Origin of the sequence: Shewanella japonica (assembly GCF_002075795.1) — a bacterium.
In the GTDB taxonomy this organism is placed as follows: domain Bacteria; phylum Pseudomonadota; class Gammaproteobacteria; order Enterobacterales; family Shewanellaceae; genus Shewanella; species Shewanella japonica.
Genome location: NZ_CP020472.1, coordinates 1,489,798 through 1,509,881 on the forward strand (window position 1 = coordinate 1,489,798; position 20,084 = coordinate 1,509,881).

Annotated in this window: 16 protein-coding genes; 11 read left to right on the forward strand and 5 right to left on the reverse strand. The window is 40.0% G+C overall.

What is annotated here, in order from left to right:
* Window positions 1-21: 21 nt before the first annotated feature.
* The 3 genes from tal to SJ2017_RS06460 form a co-directional block, all read right to left on the reverse strand.
* On the reverse strand, window positions 22-975 hold the full coding sequence (tal, locus tag SJ2017_RS06450) for a transaldolase (protein ID WP_080915224.1): 954 nt from the start codon (window positions 973-975) through the stop codon (window positions 22-24).
* Between the two features lie 306 nt (window positions 976-1,281).
* Window positions 1,282-2,391: an OmpA family protein gene (locus tag SJ2017_RS06455; protein WP_055025625.1), complete on the reverse strand. Its 1,110-nt coding sequence runs from the start codon at window positions 2,389-2,391 to the stop codon at window positions 1,282-1,284.
* A gap of 361 nt (window positions 2,392-2,752) precedes the next feature.
* Window positions 2,753-5,119: a phosphoketolase family protein gene (locus SJ2017_RS06460; protein ID WP_080915225.1), complete on the reverse strand. Its 2,367-nt coding sequence runs from the start codon at window positions 5,117-5,119 to the stop codon at window positions 2,753-2,755.
* A gap of 545 nt (window positions 5,120-5,664) precedes the next feature.
* On the opposite strand from SJ2017_RS06460, the gene SJ2017_RS06465 reads away from it, so the two are divergent.
* On the forward strand, window positions 5,665-7,101 hold the full coding sequence (locus tag SJ2017_RS06465; protein ID WP_080917417.1) for an alanine/glycine:cation symporter family protein: 1,437 nt from the start codon (window positions 5,665-5,667) through the stop codon (window positions 7,099-7,101).
* A gap of 164 nt (window positions 7,102-7,265) precedes the next feature.
* Entirely contained in the window at window positions 7,266-8,042 is a 777-nt protein-coding gene (gene yaaA, locus SJ2017_RS06470; RefSeq protein ID WP_080915226.1) for a peroxide stress protein YaaA, read from the forward strand.
* A gap of 117 nt (window positions 8,043-8,159) precedes the next feature.
* On the opposite strand, the gene SJ2017_RS06475 is transcribed toward yaaA, so the two are convergent.
* A complete protein-coding gene (locus tag SJ2017_RS06475; RefSeq protein WP_080915227.1) occupies window positions 8,160-9,593 on the reverse strand; it encodes a M28 family metallopeptidase in 1,434 nt (477 codons plus the stop codon).
* A 135-nt stretch (window positions 9,594-9,728) separates the two neighbouring features.
* On the opposite strand from SJ2017_RS06475, the gene SJ2017_RS06480 reads away from it, so the two are divergent.
* Window positions 9,729-10,025 (forward strand): ArsR/SmtB family transcription factor, encoded by a 297-nt coding sequence (locus SJ2017_RS06480; protein WP_055025629.1) that lies wholly within the window; start codon window positions 9,729-9,731, stop codon window positions 10,023-10,025.
* Between the two features lie 373 nt (window positions 10,026-10,398).
* On the opposite strand, the gene rpsT is transcribed toward SJ2017_RS06480, so the two are convergent.
* A complete protein-coding gene (gene rpsT, locus SJ2017_RS06485) occupies window positions 10,399-10,665 on the reverse strand; it encodes a 30S ribosomal protein S20 (RefSeq protein WP_055025630.1) in 267 nt (88 codons plus the stop codon).
* 254 nt (window positions 10,666-10,919) lie between these two features.
* Here rpsT and murJ point away from each other — a divergent pair, with 254 nt between their 5' ends.
* The 8 genes from murJ (at window position 10,920) to SJ2017_RS06525 (ending at window position 20,082) form a co-directional block, all read left to right on the forward strand.
* Window positions 10,920-12,479 (forward strand): murein biosynthesis integral membrane protein MurJ, encoded by a 1,560-nt coding sequence (murJ, locus tag SJ2017_RS06490; RefSeq protein ID WP_080915228.1) that lies wholly within the window; start codon window positions 10,920-10,922, stop codon window positions 12,477-12,479.
* A 64-nt stretch (window positions 12,480-12,543) separates the two neighbouring features.
* Window positions 12,544-13,479 carry a bifunctional riboflavin kinase/FAD synthetase gene (gene ribF / locus SJ2017_RS06495; protein WP_065109055.1) on the forward strand — a complete coding sequence of 312 codons (936 nt, stop codon included), beginning with the start codon at window positions 12,544-12,546 and terminating at the stop codon, window positions 13,477-13,479.
* 32 nt (window positions 13,480-13,511) lie between these two features.
* Window positions 13,512-16,334, forward strand: coding sequence for an isoleucine--tRNA ligase (gene ileS / locus SJ2017_RS06500; protein ID WP_080915229.1), 2,823 nt, complete (start codon window positions 13,512-13,514; stop codon window positions 16,332-16,334).
* Between the two features lie 9 nt (window positions 16,335-16,343).
* Complete coding sequence (lspA, locus tag SJ2017_RS06505; RefSeq protein ID WP_055025634.1) at window positions 16,344-16,841, forward strand: signal peptidase II; 498 nt, start codon at window positions 16,344-16,346, stop codon at window positions 16,839-16,841.
* An 11-nt stretch (window positions 16,842-16,852) separates the two neighbouring features.
* Complete coding sequence (gene fkpB / locus SJ2017_RS06510) at window positions 16,853-17,287, forward strand: FKBP-type peptidyl-prolyl cis-trans isomerase (protein WP_080915230.1); 435 nt, start codon at window positions 16,853-16,855, stop codon at window positions 17,285-17,287.
* A gap of 31 nt (window positions 17,288-17,318) precedes the next feature.
* Window positions 17,319-18,248, forward strand: a complete 930-nt coding sequence (ispH, locus tag SJ2017_RS06515) for a 4-hydroxy-3-methylbut-2-enyl diphosphate reductase (RefSeq protein WP_174567617.1) — start codon at window positions 17,319-17,321, stop codon at window positions 18,246-18,248.
* A gap of 298 nt (window positions 18,249-18,546) precedes the next feature.
* Window positions 18,547-19,098 carry a type IV pilus modification protein PilV gene (gene pilV / locus SJ2017_RS06520; protein ID WP_080915232.1) on the forward strand — a complete coding sequence of 184 codons (552 nt, stop codon included), beginning with the start codon at window positions 18,547-18,549 and terminating at the stop codon, window positions 19,096-19,098.
* Window positions 19,099-19,107: 9 nt separating this feature from the next.
* Complete coding sequence (locus SJ2017_RS06525) at window positions 19,108-20,082, forward strand: PilW family protein (RefSeq protein WP_055025637.1); 975 nt, start codon at window positions 19,108-19,110, stop codon at window positions 20,080-20,082.
* Window positions 20,083-20,084: the final 2 nt, after the last annotated feature.

Consider the following 20,084-nt stretch of genomic DNA (forward strand, 5'->3'; position numbering starts at 1 on the left):
ATCACTCCATTGATTAATTAATTAGCCTAGCTTCTCGTTTAACATGACCTCAAGTTTCCCTTGGTCAATGGCAAAGTTACGAATGCCTTCTGCTAATTTATCTACAGCCATTGGATCTTGATTATATTCCCAGCGGAATTGTTCTTCAGTAAGTGGGGTTGGTGCTGCTTCAACTGACGTAGCTGGTGCTAACTTTTGTGTGATAGTTGCATCGCTATTAGCAAGCTCTTCAAGTAATGCAGGCCCAATGGTTAAGCGGTCACAACCAGCAAGTTCGATGATCTCGCCAATGTTACGGAAACTTGCGCCCATAACAACGGTATTATACCCATGACGCTTGTAGTAATTGTAAATGTCGGTTACTGATACAACACCTGGATCGGTCTCAGCAGTGTAATCTTGACCTGTGTCTTTTTTATACCAATCTAAAATACGACCAACGAAAGGTGAGATTAAGTAAACACCGGCTTCAGCACATGCACGTGCTTGAGCGAAACTGAATAGTAAAGTTAAGTTACAGTTGATGCCTTCTTGCTCAAGTTGTTTTGCTGCGCAAATACCTTCCCACGTTGATGCAAGTTTAATAAGAATACGAGATTTATCGATACCAGCTTCTTTATAAAGCTTGATTAACTTATGTGCTTTTTCAATTGAACCATTTTTATCAAATGAAAGGCGAGCATCAACTTCTGTCGAAATACGGCCTGGGACAATTTTAAGTATTTCAACGCCGATATTAACTGCTAATTTATCGCCTGCGTCTTCTACTTGTTGCGCTACATCATTTGACTGAGCTTTAGCCCAATTAATTGCATCATCAATTAGTGGTGCGTACTCAGGGATCTGAGCTGCTTTTAAGATCAGAGAAGGGTTTGTTGTCGCATCTTCAGGTTGGTAACGTTTGATTGCTTCGATGTCGCCAGTGTCTGCAACAATAGTTGTCAGTGCTTTAAGTTGAGCTAACGTGTTCGCCATGGAAATTTCCCTCTCAAGTAACAAAGTTGTTTTGTTGAATGCGGTTATTAGAAGCGATTTTACTGTATTTTCCAACTGTATTTGTAAAAAAATTACATAAAAAAGTAATTTTTGAGCAACTAGACATGAAATCTTGTTATTTAATACCTGATTTATTAGCTATTTAGGTAATAAATAATGATTAAAAATAATTGTTACCGATAACATCCCTTTGCTGCTGTGGTTTTTAAATATGTCACTTTTCTTTCAAAATTAAAAAGTCGCTGCAAGCAGCGACTTTTATTTGGGCTAATTAAGCATTGGTACTTATTTTAGTACAGGGCGTTTCTCAGCACCACTTACTACAGCATCAATACGACGGTTTTGTTTGTTAGCTTCAGGTGATGTGCCTTCCATAATTGGATTGTCTTCACCAAAACCAACGGCTTTTAATCGACTTGCGTCAATGCCGTATTTTTCAACTAAAGCGTCAACAACAGCTTGTGCACGGCGCTCAGATAAATCCATATTATAATCAGCATTACCAACTAACGATGCATGACCTTCAATCACTGCAGTTGTGTGCGGATTATCTTTTAAGTATTTAGCGCCTTTTTCTAGACGAGTGTATGATTCAGGTTTTAATACTGCAGAATCATTATCAAAATAAACACCTTCCATACGAGATGAAATAGGTGCATCTTCATAAATAGTACAACCTTGGGCATCTACTTTGTGAGTCGATGGGGTGTCTGGACATTTATCCATATCGTCTGTCACGCCATCGTTATCAGAATCAATTGGTGCAGCAACAACCGGTGCAACGACTGGCGCTGGAGCGGGTTTATCAACACCGAAACGATAGCTTAATTCAAGACCCCAGTAATTACTTTCCATATCAAGGGTATTGTATTTATCGTCATCTAAGTTTTCGTAGCGGCGATATTTAGCTTGTAACTTTAAGTTTTCAGTAAAGTTATATCCAATACCTGCACCTATGTATGGTGCTATACCACTGTCACTATAATATTCAGTATTATAGTTTTTCTTGTTTGAGATAAGGTAATTCATCGCACCAGCTTCAGCCGATAAACTCCACTTATCAGCAAATGGATAAAAACCGACTAAGCCTAATGCCATGCCTCTAGCGCCAACATCATTACGTTTGTTGCTGTAGTCAGTCCATTCTGCGCGACCTAAATCACGGTAACCGAGTTCAACACCAAAGTAATCATTGAATAAGTAACCACCGAAAACATCCCATGCATAAGGGTCGTCTTCACCACATACTTTCATTGTTTTTTGATCGCAGTTTGGTTCGTAATTATTAACACCAAGACCACCACCGACATACCACGGTGTTAACTCTTGCTCTGCTGAAGCAGCAAAAGGTAACAATGAGGTGAGTAATACTACTTTTAATGTGTTCTTCATCATGTATAAGTCCATTGTTATTTTACTCCACCAAAACACATGTAAATAATTTGTTTGATACAAGTGTCGCTGACGCTTATGTGGTGTTCCTATTATGTTTTTGTCAGCGTGCTAATTATCGTCGTAATTTCAATGGTTTTCCATAGTAATAAAGAACAATGTTGGTATTAATTTAACAATCTTTGCTTTTGGGGCTGTTTTAAGGGGAGGGAGTTCGTAAGAATGTTGCAAGTAAGGCGTGCTTTTTAACAATTGTGTAGTTTGCTCGAAGTGACGCATTTGAGGTGAGGTAAATAAAATTTGAGGATATAAAGCGCCAAATGGCGCTTTATATCCTAGTCGAGTTATCGTTATCTACTAACCGTTATCGAGTCCACACCCAGTTTTCAATTTCTTGAGGGTCTACACCATTTGCTTTGATGTAGTTACGGCGCTCAACTAAGCGTTGTAACATATCGGTTGTGATGGCGACGTGCTGTGTTTCATCAATTACACCTTGTTGGAATAGCTTGTAAGCCATATCTATCACTAAATGATAACGTGAGGTGCCATTACGGACACCCATGTCAAATGGTGTCGTAGTAGAACCTTCTTCTTCGTAGCCTTTAATTCTAAAGCGGCGACTACCTTTATAATCAAATACAAGTTTCTTGATGGTATTTGGGTAACCATGGTAGTTAAATACCACGCCTTTATCTTCAGTAAATATTTCATCCATCATCCAAGGTTTAGCTTGGAAGTCTCGACTACCTAAACCATTACTATTGAGTTCAGTTACACTGACAAAACGAATGCGAACTCGAGGTAATAGCTCACGGATAAGTACTAAAGATGCCATACATTCCTGGGTGACATAATCACCGCAGCCAGCTAGAACCACATCTGGATTCTCATCCGATGCAAAATCCCAAACCATGACACCGTCTTGAGTTTGCTTACGTGCTTCATCTAACGATAACCATTGTGGTAGTTCTTTTTTACCTGCAACTAAGATGTTTAACTTATCGCGATCTTCATAAGCGCGCTCTGTGTACGTTAGAGTCGAGTTACCATCTGCAGGTAAGTATGCTGAAATAATATCAGGGTGTTTCTCTAACATTGCCCCTAAAAAGGATGGGTTCTGATGAGAGTAGCCATTATGGTCTTGACGTTCTAATAAAGAAGACAACACAACGTTACAAGAAGGCACAGGTTTGCGGAAATGAACCCCTTGGCTTGCATATACATATTTACAGTATTGATCTGCCATTGAAGACACAACTTGTGAGAAGGCTTCATAGGTTGGGAACATTGCATGGCGACCTGTTACGGTATAACCGTGCATCATGCCGAATAACAAGTTTTCTGACAGTAATTCGATGACACGACCGTCTCTTGCCATATCTTGATCCCAGCTCTTAATTGGCCATTGCCAAGCACGGTCTGTTTCTTTAAATACAGCTTGAAGTTGGTTTGAGTAGGTTTCATCAGGGCTGAAGATACGTAAATTACGTTGATCACGGTTTAATTTGAACGCATCACGCATCCATTCACCCATTTTGTACATAGATACACCTCGAGTGCCTCGTGGTGTTTCTGGCTCATAGCTCAATTGTTTTAAGTCAGGTTGCGCTAGAGCACGTACAACTTCTCCGCCGTAACTGAGATGCTGTCTACCGCAACATAAGTGCTTAGGTGGTATAAGCGATTGAATATCTTTATCGAAGCTAATTTGTCCATCAGCATTGATGTCACATAACTCATCGAACTTATAACTCTCTAGCCAGTCATTCAATGCTTTAAGATGGCTTGGATCCGTTGCGCATTTATTAACGATGACTTGATGCGACTCACAGTTACCTTCAAGCTTTTTACCACCGTGTTCTGCAGTGCCAGTCCAGCCTTTAGCTGTACGCATTAAAATAACAGGCCAACGAGGTTTGCAGACGTCTTCGCCATTTCTTGCGCGAGTTTGAATGTCATTGATCATTTCATAAGACAGATCCATTGCATTTGCCATTTGCACAAAAACATCTTCTTCAAGCTCATCATCGACAATAATTGGGTGATAACCTAAGCCACGAAACTCAAGATCAAGCTCTTCGTGATCCATACGTCCCATGCGAGTCGGACCAGAGATCTTGTAACCGTTGATATGAACAATAGGAAGTACTGCGCCATTGGTTGCAGGATCTACAAGTCGGTTAGCATACCAAGATGCAGCTAATGGACCTGTTTCTGATTCACCATCACCGACTAAGCATGCTGCGATAAGATTTGGATTATCAAGCACTGAGCCCCATGCGACAGAGAGCGAGTAACCTAACTCACCGCCTTCAAGGATTTGACCTGGTGCTTCTGGGTTAGCATGAGAAGGGTAGCCATAAGCTGCTGAGAATTTTTTACAGATATCTTCAATGCCAGATTCATTATAAGGAATGGTTTCTGGATAAAAATGGCTTAATGAGCCTTCTACAAAAAGGTTAGCTTGTACAGCTGGGAAGCCATGACCTGGGCCAACCAAGTATATAAAATCTCTTTGATGTTTAACAATGAGGCGATTGACGTTGGCGTATACGAAGTTAATACCTGGGCAAGTGCCCCAATGGCCGAGCAGTCTTGGCTTAATATCATCATGCTGTAATGCTCTTTTGAACAATACATTTTGTTTTAGGTAGATTTGAGATGTGGCAAGGAAGTTCGTTGCTCTAACAAATTTTTTCAGCGAAGTGATTTCATTTGCTTGTGTCATAGTGACCTCAGTATTTTGAAGATTTAAGTTGATTTAGTTCTTAATGAGAACACTGTATTCTTATTTTGGTTGCAATAATGTGGTCTTTGTCTAACTTTTTATTAAATATTTTTATAATTAAAATGGGTTAAAGTTGGTTTTGTGTTAAAGCTTATGGGTGTGAAGGGCGTAGGATTGTTATTTGAGATGCAGCTAAAGGCTGCTAATTAGATAAGTGTGATCTTGATCACCTGCTGGTTCAGATCTTCTATGCTAATTTTTTGCACCGAAAAATCAGCGATAAGAATTGAGAAAGTTTGCTAGGCATTCGTGCCTAAAAAAAGTAAAGTTAACTCGATCAAATCCTAAATAATAAATAACTAATATTTCGCTCACTGAAATTCAATGTGATAAGCAAATGAAATACCTGCTGAATTGAACTTGAGTGCTCTTATTAAAATAATACGATAATTTTATTTTGTCCGAAGCGTTTGTTTTGATGCTTAATCACAAGCCAACTTTTTACAAAATAAAGTTATTCGAAGGAATAATTTAAGCAAATGGCAATGTTAGAAACGATTGTGAATTTCATGAACGATTTACTCTGGGGTAAATTGTTAGTTTATGGGCTAGTAGGCGCAGGTTTATTTTTTACTGTACGCTTAGGCTTCATCCAAATTACGCATTTTGCGCATGGTCTCAAAATTTTATCCATTAGCCGCCGTCCAGGTCGCAATGGTTTATCTTCTTTCCAAGTTTTCTGTACCAGTATGGCGGCCCGTGTCGGCGCCGGTAATATGGCAGGTGTTGCTGTCGCAATTGGTGCAGCTGGTCCCGGCGCAGTTTTCTGGATGTGGGCAATTGCGCTGCTAGGTATGGCAACCGCAATGATTGAGTCAACGCTTGCGCAAGTTTATAAAGTAAAAGATGTCGACGGTCAGTACCGCGGTGGTCCTTCTTACTATATGGAGAAAGGACTTGGCCAACGTTGGATGGGAATTCTATTCTCAATCCTACTGATAATCTGTTTTGGTTTAGTGTTTAATGCAGTACAAGCTAATACAATTACTGGTGCAATGACTGCTGTATTTGATTTGAACCCGATTTATGTGGGTGTGGCAATTGCTGTATTAAGCGGTTTAGTGATTATGGGTGGCCTTAAAAAAGTCGCTAAAGTTTCTGAGATTGTTGTACCTGTTATGGCATTAGCTTACATCGCCATTGCATTGGTGGTTGTATTGATGAATGTCGAACAACTACCTGCAGTATTTATGTTGGTGATTAACAGTGCGTTTGGTTGGCAAGAAGCCGCTGCTGGTGGTGTTGCTTATAGTGTTGCACAAGCTATGCAAGCAGGTATTGCGCGCGGATTATTCTCGAATGAAGCAGGTATGGGTAGTGCTGCAAATATTGCGGCAAGCGCATCGCCAAATCCTAACCATCCTGCATCGCAAGGCTTTGTGCAAATGATGGGTGTATTCGTTGATACTATCGTTATTTGTACTGCTACAGCGGCAATTATTTTATTGTCAGGTGATGCAGCTGGGAGTGGCGATGGTATTGCTAAAACCATTAACGCTCTGTCATCGCATGTTGGTGACTGGGGTGGAGCATTTATTGCTTTTGCTATTTTACTGTTTTGCTTTACATCAATTATCGCTAACTATTCTTACGCTGAAACTAACGTCATGTTCTTATCTGGCAATAAGAAAGGTGCATTACCAATCTTTAGATTAGTTGTGCTTGGCATGGTAATGTTTGGCGCCGTAGCAAAAATCAATATTGTTTGGAACTTAGCGGACGTGTCGATGGGCTTAATGGCATTGGTGAATATGATTGCACTGCTATTATTATCAGGTTTAGCTGTTCGTGTGATTAATGACTATCGTCAACAGATTAAAGCTGGTGAAGAGCCGATGTTTGATACTGATAAGTTCCCTGAGCTTGCAGAGCAGTTAGAAGACGGCATTTGGAAGAATAAGCCTGCTGAGTCATCAAAATAGGCATCTTTGTTATTGGCGACAGAGTTGACCCTCGCTAGGGATTTTTAAACTCTATTAGCGCAATCTAAAAAACCATGCATTTATTGCATGGTTTTTTTATTTAGCCCAGTATCATAGAGGCAAACTGAAAGAATGTACTTTACGGCTTAATAGGATAGTTAACGATGTTAGTATTAGTTTCTCCAGCAAAAACTCTCGACTTCGAAACCAAGGCTAACACAGCGTCTTTTACACAACCGACGTTGTTAGATCATAGCCAACAATTAATTAATGTGTGTCGTGAGTTGACTCCTATAGATATTGCTTCGCTGATGAAAGTTAGCGATAAAATTGCAGGTTTAAATGCAGCTAGGTTCATCGAGTGGCAACCTAACTTCACCCTTGACAATGCCAAGCAAGCGATGTTTGCTTTTCGTGGCGACGTTTATACAGGGCTAGATGCTGACTCAATGTCTGAAAAAGAAGTGAGTAAAGCACAACAACATTTGCGGATTTTGTCAGGTTTGTATGGCTTACTTAAGCCACTTGATTTGATGCAAGCTTATCGCCTCGAAATGGGCACGAGTTTAGCTAACCCTAAAGGTAAAAACTTGTACGCTTTTTGGGGTGATGTGATCACAGATGAAATTAATCAGGCTGTTGCTGAGCAAGAAGACGATATCATTGTCAATTTGGCTTCGAACGAATACTTTAAAGCGGTAAAACCTAAAAAGCTGAATGCAACATTGATTACCCCAGCATTTAAAGACTGTAAAAATGGTCAATATAAAGTGATTAGTTTTTATGCCAAAAAAGCGCGCGGTTTGATGGCAAGGTATATTATTGAAAATGACATTAAATCGTTAGCAGAGTTACAACAATTTGATGTTGATGGTTATTATTACAGCGAAGAATTATCAACGCCTGCAGCGCCTGCATTCTTACGTGAAGAGCGTGTTTAGAGGTTGAGTATCAAGCTTTTACTGTTGGATTAGCTAACCGTTTTTTTAAAAACGAACAGACAATAAAAAAGCAGCGATTTCGCTGCTTTTTTATTGCCTAACAGTTTTGCTAAAAGGCTATTTGGGTTCTTTTTTGGCTAAAGGGCGTAAATCAAGTTCCGATTGCGCCATGATATACGCAAATTGAGCATAAGCAGCGACATTTTGGGCAAGCGCTTTTGGATCGATTTTATCCAACGTGTCGTTAGGGGTGTGATGATAATCAAAGTAGTCAGTACCATCTTGCCTTAATGAAGCCACTGGCACACCTAAACCTGGCATCATAGAGACATCCGGGCCGCCTGACGCTTTGTTATTACCAAGTTTTACACCATTGATAGTCATTGATTGATGTTCAAGTTGAACTTGCTCAAATACGTTTGGGTTAACGTTAAAATCGATTTGATAAATTCTACCTGCACCAAAGTCTGACTCTGCTGCAATATAATGTTTTTCCAGCTCATCAATATGCTGTTTAACGTACGCTTTACCGCCGACAAGGCCAACTTCTTCAGCTGCATATAAAACAACTCTTATCGTTCTTGCAGGTTTTTGTGGTAAATCCTGGATAAGTTTAGCTGCTGCAGTAACAATGGCGACACCAGCACCATCGTCAATGGCGCCAGTCCCCTCATCCCATGAGTCAAGATGTGCCCCGATTAATACAATTTCTTCTGGCTTACTGCTACCAGTGACTTCAGCAATGACATTGTAAGAGGTTGCTACACCCAAATTTTTCGACGTTAAGTTAAGTGAAAGGGTGATATTGTCATCACGCTTGAGCATTGAATTAATCATATCAGCATCTGGTGCTGACAACGCAGCGGCAGGAATTTTTTTCACCCCATCTTTATAACGCATCATACCTGTGTGCGCCATGCGGTCATGATCGGTACCAATTGAGCGAATAACGACAGCTACAGCGCCTTTTTCTGCTGCAGCAACAGCGCCTCTAGAACGACCTCCGACCGATTTCCCGTAGCCTTTACCGCTAATATGTCTCTCGGTTTTATGGTCGATAAATGCAATTTTACCTTTGACTAATTCAGGATCTGCCGCTTGTAAATCGGCAAGTGTGTCAAAGCGTACAATATTTGCTTGTATGCCTTCTTCTGGCGTTGAAACACTGCCTCCTAGTGCAGTGATAACAAGTGGTTGTTCATAGGGAGCTGTGATTGAAGCTTTCGCACTGCCTCTATACCACGCAGGGACTTGAACTGATTCTTTATAAACTTTATCAAATCCTAAACTTTTCAGTTTATCCATTGCCCATTCAACGGCAATAATATCTTTTTCAGAGCCAGCTAATCGAGGGCCCACTTCGACTGTTAGTGATTCAACGATTTCATAACCTAAAGATGAATCTAAAGCTTTTAGGACCAGTTGTTGACTAACCGCATTATCTTTAGTGTTCTCGATTTTAGTTACTTGGGTATCATTAGTTTGATTCTGACATCCTGACAACGCAGTAAAAACCATTCCTGCAAAGAGTGCCTTATTGTAGTTTTTCATGAGTTTCCTTCATTTTTATTAGCTAAGTCTCATTTTTAAAAACAATCTACCAAAAAGTGTGCTTCATGTCGCTGCCCTATTTGTTAGGGAAGGCTATATTAGCGAGGGAGATGATTGAGGAGAACCAAGCGCGTGATGAATATAGAATTAATGCAACAGCGTGCAGATCATGCTGTAGTAATGCTTAAAGCACTAGCAAATGAACGCCGATTGTTTATTTTATGTCATTTGCTTAATGAAGGTGAAATGTGCGTTGGTGAGATGAACAAAAAACTGGGCCTAAGCCAATCTGCATTATCGCAGCATTTAGCTTGGCTAAGAAAAGATAATCTCGTTTGTACACGTAAAGAAGCTCAAACTGTTTTCTATTCACTTAAAAGTGATGAAGTTCGTGAGCTGATTAAAGTACTGGATAACTTATACTGCCACTAATGGCTTAGTATCTGCTCAGTGCTAAAAGCGTCTTAGTCAGTTACTTACTTAGGTAAGTGCTGTTGAGGCGTTTTTTTTTGCTTTCAAGAAGGCTCATAAAAGCTTTTTATTGCGGTAAATACTTTTGAAGGGAGTTTTGCTGATATCGTTAGCAGCCAATGCGGGTTGCCATGATCTGAATGTTGTTTATTAGCTACAATAAGCCTAGTTGTATATGTTTACACTGAATGTAAGTATTAAAAATAGTGAAGGCTTGAGCTAAGAGTGATGTAATCGGGGGATAGGCTCAAATAGTGTCAAAGTTGAGTGAGTCATTTATTTTAGATATAAAAAAACCGACCTAAGTCGGTTTTTTAAAAACTAAATCACTAGATTAAGCAGCAAGTGCTTTGATTCTTGTGTTTAGACGTGCCTTTTGACGAGCGGCTTTATTCTTGTGAATAAGACCTTTAGTCGCCATACGGTCAACAATCGGTTGTGCTGCTGCGAATGCTTCTGTAGCCGCTTTGTGGTCACCGCTTTGGATAGCAGCGATAACTCTTTTAACGTATGTACGTAACATTGAACGACGACTAGCATTATGCTGACGACGTTTTTCAGATTGAAGCGCGCGCTTCTTTGCAGACTTGCTATTAGCCAAGGTGCAACTCCTAAAACTGGGATTAATACTTTGAGGGCGAGGAATATGCCTGCTTTTATTCATTTTGTCAATGAATATGGCAGAAATATCGTCAAATAAACAAATATAACTACCTTGCGCGGTGATCTTCAACCCAACTCGTGTAAGATGTGGCGCATTCTAACAGTTCTTCTACCGCATAGACAGTAGTAGAATGGAAAATTTGAGATATATCCACGTTTAAAATATCGATAGCAAGCTGCTTCGGAGGCTGTTTGAGTAAAAAGTTATTAAAATCGGGTGCAATAGTCAGTGTGATGACTTTGGTATCAAGAGTATTAGGCCTGATCCGTGATGTTGTTATTGCGAATTTAATGGGGGCTGGTAGTAGTGCTGATGTCTTTATTTTTGCTAATAAAATACCTAACTTTTTACGTAGACTGTTTGCTGAAGGTGCATTTGCTCAAGCTTTTGTTCCTGTATTAACTGAATACCAACAAAAAAATACACTCGAAGAGACTCGTGAGTTATTAGCTAAAGTTGCTGGTACCTTAGGTGGCATTGTTAGTATTGTGACTTTAATCGGTGTTATTGCTTCGCCTTTATTAGCTGCATTGTTTGCTGGTGGTTGGTTTTATGACTGGTTAAATGATGGACCTGATGCTGGCAAATTTGAACTCGCTTCATTAATGTTGAAAATTACCTTTCCTTATTTATGGTTTATTACGTTAACTGCTTTAGCGGGATCGATTTTAAATACCCGAGGCAAGTTTGCCGTTTCTGCTTTTACCCCAGTTTTTTTAAACATCACCATTATTGTTGCTGCGTTATATTTTGCGCCAACAATGGAGCAACCTGAACTGGCTCTAGCATGGGGGGTATTTTTTGGTGGTTTAGTACAATTTTTGTTTCAGTTGCCATTTTTACTAAAAGAGAATGCTTTAGTAAAACCAAGTTGGGGTTGGCACCATCCTGGTGTTGTTAAAATTAGAACATTAATGATCCCTGCTTTGTTTGGGGTATCGGTGTCTCAAATCAACTTATTGTTTGATACCTTTATAGCGTCTTTTTTAATGACGGGTTCTATTAGTTGGCTTTATTACTCTGATAGGTTGTTGGAGTTTCCACTTGGTTTGTTTGGTATAGCCATTGCTACTGTGATTTTACCTGCGTTATCTAAAAAGCATGTTGATGATAAAGGCACTGGGTTTAGTGAGACCATGGATTGGGGCGTAAGAGCGATTTTGCTGTTGGGCGCACCCGCGATGCTTGGGCTTATCATATTGGCTCAGCCTATGTTAATGGTGCTATTTATGCGCGGCGCTTTTTCAGTCAGTGATGTTGAGATGGCCTCATATAGTTTAGTAGCCTATGGCTGTGGTTTATTAAGCTTTATGATGATTAAGGTATTAGCACCAGGTTATTACTCTCGTCAAGATACAAAAACGCCGGTTAAATTCGGCATTATTGCCATGGTTAGCAATATGGTTTTCAATATTATTTTTGCCATTCCATTTGGATATGTTGGACTTGCAATTGCAACGTCATTATCGGCATTGTTAAATGCAGTATTGTTATACCGTGGGCTACACATTGCTGGTGTTTATAGAATAACGAAATCAACTGTCATATTTTTCATCAAAGTGATTATTGCGACAGGGCTTATGACAGTATTGTTGTTAAATACACTACCTGTTCAAAGTGAATGGCTTGCAATGGACATGATGATGAAGATATTGACTCTTATAAAACTGATTGTTTCTGGCGCAGTTGTGTATTTATTGAGCCTAGTCATAATGGGGCTAAGACCTTGGAAGATGAAACGTCAATCATGAGTGCTGATAATCAAATCTATCTAGTATATAATCAGCCGATTTACAGTTGCAGTTAATTGGCGTAATGGAATTAATCCGCGGTATACACAATATTTTACCTTCGCATCATGGGTGCGTGCTCACTATTGGTAACTTTGATGGTGTGCATCGAGGCCATGCGCAAGTTCTTAATAACTTAGTTAATAAAGCTAAGCACTTTCAATTGCCCGCAGTTGTTATGACGTTTGAGCCACAACCTCAAGAGTTATTTCGTCAGCAAGATGCTCCAGCAAGAATCAGTTTGCTTCGCGATAAGATTAGCCTGCTTGATGAATTAAGTATTGACCGTTTATTGTGCGTCAATTTTAATAGTCGTTTTGCTAATCAGCCAGCTGAGCAATTTATTGAAGATTTGCTAGTAAAAAAACTAGGGGTTAAATACCTTGTTGTCGGTGATGATTTTTGTTTTGGTAAGAATCGTGCTGGCACCTTTGATATGCTACTTGAAGCTGGCAAAAAGTTTGGGTTCACTGTTGTGAGTACCCAAAGCTTCATTTTAGGTTCGATACGCGTGAGTTCCACAGCAGTTAGAGAACAACTTGCTCTTGGTAATTTAGAGCAAGCAAGAAGATTATTAGGTCACCCCTTTGTGCTAACGGGTAGAGTGGCACATGGGCAAAAGTTGGGTAGAACCATAGGTTTTCCAACTGCCAATATTGCATTAAAGAGAAAGGTGTCACCCGTAAGAGGGGTGTTTGCCGTAAAAATGTATTGGGATGATAGCGATATATATGAAGGCGTTGCCAATGTTGGTTTTAGACCGACGGTTGACGGCCAAATTTGCCAATTAGAAGTCCATTTATTTGACTTCGATGGTGATTTATACAGTAAAAGAGTAGAAGTTGAATTAGTTGCTAAAATCCGTGATGAACATCCGTTTGAGTCACTTGAGGCACTAAAGAAACAAATTTTGAATGATGCAAATGAAGCAAAAGCTTTGTTTGGCAATGATGCAGGTTGAAATAAATCAGCCCAATTAATGGTATAGGATCAATGACCGACTATAAATCTACGTTGAATTTGCCGGAAACAGATTTTCCGATGCGCGGTAACTTGGCTAATCGTGAGCCAGAAATGTTAAACCGTTGGACTCAAAACGAACTTTATCAAAAAATTCGTGACAGTCGAATTGGACGCAAACCATTTATTTTGCATGATGGCCCTCCATATGCGAATGGCAATATTCATATCGGTCACTCAGTCAATAAAATTTTAAAAGACATCATTATCAAGTCAAAAACAATGGCTGGTTTTGATGCGCCATACGTTCCTGGTTGGGATTGTCATGGTCTGCCTATCGAACTTATGGTAGAGAAAAAGGTTGGTAAGCCTGGCCAAAAGATTTCTGCTGCTGAGTTTCGTGCAGAATGTCGTAAATATGCAGCTAAACAAGTAGACGGTCAACGTGATGACTTTATTCGTTTAGGTGTTTTAGGTGATTGGCATAACCCATATCTAACAATGGATTACAGCACCGAGGCTAACATTGTACGCTCTTTGTCAAAAGTGATTGAAAGTGGCCATTTACATAAAGGTGTTAAACCTGTTCACTGGTGTACAGATTGTGGTTCTGCGTTAGCTGAAGCTGAAGTTGAATATGAAGACAAAACTTCACCAGCAATTGATGTTGCTTTCAATGCTGTTGATGCAGCAGCAGTAGCCGCTAAATTTGGCGTTGAAGGCTATAAGACTCCAGTTGCCGCAGTTATCTGGACAACAACACCTTGGACGCTACCTGCAAACCGTGCATTATCATTAAGCCCTGATCTTGATTACAGCTTGGTTGAGTTTACTAAAAATGGCGCAACTAAAACTCTAATCTTGGCTGAAGTACTTGTTGAGTCTTGCTTAACGCGTTTCGAAGCTGAAAGCCATAAAGTTATTGGTACTGCAAAAGGTGCTGAGCTTGAGTTGATGCGTTTTCAGCATCCTTTTTCGTCTTTCGATGTGCCTGCTATTTTGGGCGATCATGTTACGACTGATGCTGGTACTGGTATCGTTCATACTGCACCTGGTCATGGTCAAGACGATTTCGTGGTTGGACAAAAATACGGTTTAGAAGTTGCAAATCCAGTTGGTGATAACGGGGTTTATAAAGCGGATACTGAGTTCTTTGCTGGCCAGCACGTGTTTAAAGCAAACAAAGGTGTGGTTGAATTACTGGAAGAGAAAGGCCAGTTATTATGCCATGTTGCTTACCGTCATAGTTACCCACATTGCTGGCGTCATAAAACACCTATTATTTTCCGCGCTACGCCACAGTGGTTTATTTCGATGGATAACCATGGCTTGCGTCCTCAGGCATTAGCTGAAATTGAGAAAACACAATGGATCCCTGATTGGGGCCAAAGCCGTATCGAAAAAATGGTTGAAAACCGCCCTGACTGGTGTATCTCGCGTCAACGTACTTGGGGTGTGCCAATCACTTTACTGGTTAACCGTGAAACTGAAGAGTTACACCAAGATAGTGTTTCTATCATGGAGCGCGTTGCTCATCGTATCGAGCAAGAAGGTATTCAAGCATGGTGGGATCTTGAGCTAAGCGAATTAATCGGTGATGAGGCTGATCAATACCGTAAAGTGACTGATACTCTAGATGTTTGGTACGACTCTGGCTCAACATTCTCGTCAGTGGTTGCATCTCGTCCAGAATTTAATGGTCACGAAATTGATTTATATCTAGAAGGTAGTGATCAACACCGTGGTTGGTTTATGTCTTCATTGATGATTTCAACTGCAATGAATGGCAAAGCGCCATATAAGCAAGTATTAACCCATGGCTTTACTGTTGATGGTAAAGGTCGCAAGATGTCAAAATCAGTGGGTAACGTGATTGCTCCTTTACAAGTTATCAATAAACTGGGTGCAGACATCCTTCGTTTATGGGTTGCTGCAACCGATTATAGTGGTGAAATGACGGTTTCTGATGAAATCTTAAATCGCAGTGCCGATTCATACCGTCGTATCCGTAATACTGCTCGCTTCTTGTTGGCTAACTTGAATGGTTTTAACCCTGAAACAGACATGATTGCTACAGAAGATATGGTGTCACTAGATCGTTGGGTTGTACGCCGCGCAGCTGCACTTCAAAATGAAATTATTGAAGCTTACGATCAATATAATTTCCACTCTGTTACACAAAAGCTAATGCAGTTCTGTTCTGTAGAGCTAGGTAGTTTCTATTTAGACATTATTAAAGATCGTCAATACACAGCTAAGCAAGATGGCCATGCTCGTCGTAGTTGTCAATCTGCGCTATACCATATTGCCGAAGCGATGGTACGCTGGATTGCGCCTGTACTAAGTTTCACTGCTGATGAAATTTGGAAATTATTACCAGGTGAGCGCACAGAATTTGTCTTTACTGAAGAATGGTACCAAGGGCTTGAGTCAGTGACTTTAGCTGATGACTTGAGTGATGAATACTGGCAGCAGTTACTAACTGTGCGTAATGAAGTCAATAAAGTATTAGAACAAGCTCGTCGTGATAAACGAATTGGTGACTCTTTAGAAGCTGAAGTGACTCTGTTTGCTGATGCTGATTTAGCTGCTCAACTTGGTAAGTTATCAGACGAACTTCGCTTTGTTTTACTCACTTCAAAAGCGAAAGTTGAGTTATTAGACAATGCTTCTGCTGATGCAATTGAAACTGAGCTTAGCTCGCTTAAATTAATGGTTTCAAAAAGTGAAGCTGAAAAGTGTGAACGTTGCTGGCACTACAGTGACGATGTTGGTTCTAACGAGTCACATTCAACATTATGTGGTCGTTGTGTTACTAACATCGAAGGCGATGGCGAACATCGTAATTTTGCTTAAGGGTTTATAATGCCATCGACTTGGAAAGAAAGTGGCATTCGTTGGTATTGGGTAGCTGTATTGGTTTTTTTTGCCGATCAGCTATCTAAGCAATGGGTGTTAGCGAATTTTGAGCTGTATGATTCAATACAGCTTTTACCTTTTTTTAATTTTACTTATGTGCGTAACTACGGAGCAGCATTTAGCTTTTTAAGTGAAGCAGGTGGTTGGCAACGTTGGTTATTTACCATTATTGCCGTTGGCTTTAGTGTGCTGCTAACTGTTTGGTTAAGAAGACAGTCTTCATCACTTTGGCGTTCAAATTTAGCTTATACGCTGATTATTGGTGGGGCGATAGGCAATTTAGTTGATCGTTTAATGCATGGCTATGTAGTAGATTTTATCGATTTCTACTGGAATACAAGTCATTACCCTGCATTTAACATCGCTGACGCTGGTATATTTATCGGTGCGGTATTGATCATTTGGGAATCATTTAAGCCTGAAGTACCACCGACAGGAAGTTAGGGAGAGCTACATTGTCTGAGCAACACACTTTAACCCGTTCTATTTTATGTCATATGAATATCCTTCTAGAGGATGGTTCTACAGCAGATAGTACAAAAGCGTCTGGTAAGCCTGCTCGTTTTAATACTGGTGATGGCAGCTTAAGCCCTGCATTTGAGGCGCAAATTCGCCAATTGCAGCAAGGTGATAATCACACTTTTACTTTAGAACCAGTTGATGCGTTTGGTGAAGCAAACCCTGATGCTATCCATCATATGGATAGAAGCCGCTTTCCAGCTGATATGGAATTAGAAGTGGGCGTGATAGTCAGTTTTGGTGGTCCTGGTGGTAGCGAAATACCAGGTATGGTGCGTGAAATCGCTGGTGACTCCATCACTGTTGATCTAAACCATCCTTTAGCGGGCCAAAAAGTCACTTTTGAGCTTGAAGTTGTAGAGGTACTTTAACATGCTAAAAGTTGACCCAACTTCTCCTGAATTGAATATATTGTTAGCTAACCCACGTGGTTTTTGTGCTGGTGTAGATAGAGCGATTAGTATCGTTGAAAGAGCACTAGAGTTGTTTGAACCACCGATTTATGTCCGTCATGAAGTCGTACATAATCGATATGTGGTTCAAAACTTAAAAGACCGTGGTGCAATCTTTGTTGATGAATTAGATGAAGTACCTGACAATTGCATCGTGATCTTTAGTGCTCATGGTGTATCCCAAGCGGTAAGAAAAGAAGCTAAGCATAGAGGACTGAAAGTCTTCGATGCAACATGCCCACTTGTGACTAAAGTGCATCTTCAAGTAACCCGTGCCAGCCGTAAAGCAATAGAGTGTATTTTAATCGGCCATGAAGGACATCCTGAAGTTGAAGGTACTATGGGTCAGTATGATAATCCGCAAGGTGGCGTTTATCTTGTTGAGTCACCGGAAAGCGTAGCGGCATTAGAGGTTAAAGATCCTGACAACCTGTGCTTTGTCACTCAAACAACCTTATCAGTGGACGATACGTTAGACATTATTGAAGCGTTAAAACAGAAGTTTCCTTCTATTGAAGGGCCGCGAAAAGACGACATTTGTTATGCGACTCAAAATCGTCAAGATGCCGTTCGAAACATGTCTTCTGATGCTGACTTGATGATTGTCGTCGGGTCTAAAAACAGCTCTAACTCCAATAGACTGCGTGAGCTTGCAGAAAAAACAGGCACTCAAGCCTATTTAGTTGATACCGCAGCCGATGTTGATGAAGCTTGGTTTGATGGTGTATCTAAAGTTGCGGTTACAGCTGGGGCTTCTGCGCCAGAAGTACTTGTTCAACAAGTGGTTGATGCTATCGCTAAATTTGAGCCTTCGGTCATCACCGAAGTGGAAGGGCGAAAAGAAGATACTGTTTTTGCCGTACCCGCCGAGCTTAGATAATAATGACAGCTTAAAGGCCTGATACGAAAACAAAATAAGCTATTTATAAAACCGTGAGCTATTCTGGCTTGCGGTTTTTTTGTGCCTGTAACTAAAGCATGAGTAATTAGTCTATACTCTATAGATCGTTAAATTTAATCTTTAGCTAATATTTGGTATACAATACTTGTTAGTTTTGATTACATCTTGCTCGACTCTTATTTTACATTGTAGTATTTTGTATCTAAGTTTTAGATTTTAAACAAATAATTATAATCATTTTGTCAATATACTGGCAGAAAATGGAGGTTTGACACTCATGTCAGCGAAAAGGAATGGATTTTCCTTAATTGAAGTTTTAGTTTCCTTGGTTATTTTGACCGTAGGCTTAATTGGAATTTTTAATCTGCATATCGTCTCAAAACGCGGTAGCTTCGAATCATTTCAGCAAACTCAAGCTTCTTACTATGCCAACGACATTATCAATCGAATGCGTTTGAACCCGTCGGTTTTAGATTCCTATGGTTCTGCAACGGGCACGACATATACTGGTGCTTCTTTAACCGCTCCTTCGAAGGCATGCTCAGGTGTCGCGATTTGTACTCCTGCCGAATTACAGCTTTGGGATGTATATGAGTGGCAATCAGCATTTATTGGCGAGGCTGAAAAAGATGGCGCTAATAATGTTGGTGGGTTGCCGTCTCCAAATGGCTGTATCTATGTTGAGCCCAATAAAGTTGTGGTTGTGATGAGTTGGACAGGTATCAGAAAGTCACACGGCACAGAGACTGGTTACTCGGATTACGTTATCAATTGCGGTGCTAAAAACAACAAAAAACGAATTTTCGAAATTGAGACAGCAATCTTTTAGGTTATTAGAATGATTACTAAACAAAAATTACAAATAGGAATGTCGCTTGTTGAGCTAATGATTGCAATGCTCATTAGTTTGTTTATTTCAGCTGGTTTATTTTCGATGTTCAATATGTCTTCAAGCAATGTGACTACCACAAGCCAGTTTACTCAGTTGCAAGAGAATGGTCGGATAGCTTTAGCTATTATGGAACGCGATATTAGTCAATTAGGTTTTTTTGGTGACATTACTGGAACCGATTTACTACTGGGTACCAACACCTCAGTTTCAGCTACTGCAGTGCCTAGTGATTGTGTAGGTGATGGCTTCAATAATGCAACGTTTCCTCTAAACGTCCCTGCACACTTCAGAAGGTTATGGGGTTATGAGCAAGGAAATAGTGTTAACACGTTAAACTGTGATGCTGCAATTTCTCCGATCAGTGGTACCGATGTGATTCAAATCAAACGCTTAGTGGGTCCAGAAACCACAGTTCAAGATACTAATCGATACTATGCTTCAGTGACCTCAAATGAAATTGAATTTTTTAATGGGAGCAGTGTTGCTCCGAATAAGTTAAATAGTAGAGTTTGGGAGTATCAGCATCATATTTATTTTATTAAAAATGATAGCGGGATACCTATTCTTAGTCGTAAAACCTTGAATATTTCTAAAGGCATGAACAATGAAGATCAGTTAGTAGAAGGTATTGAGAACATAAGGTTTTTGTATGGTTTTGATGATGATGGTGATTCAACTCCTGATTCATTTATGCCAGCAAATGAAGTATCAACCATGATGTGGGATAACCAAGGGTTTCAGAGATTAGTTGCGATTAAAATCTATGTATTAGTTCGATCTATTCAAGAAGATGATAGTTATGAGAACGAAATAGTCTATCAGTTAGGTGATAAATCAATTCCAGCAACGAATGATAAATATCGAAGAAAAGTGATGTCGACCACTGTCGTGTTAGATAACCCTGTTTTAATTAGAAATTAATA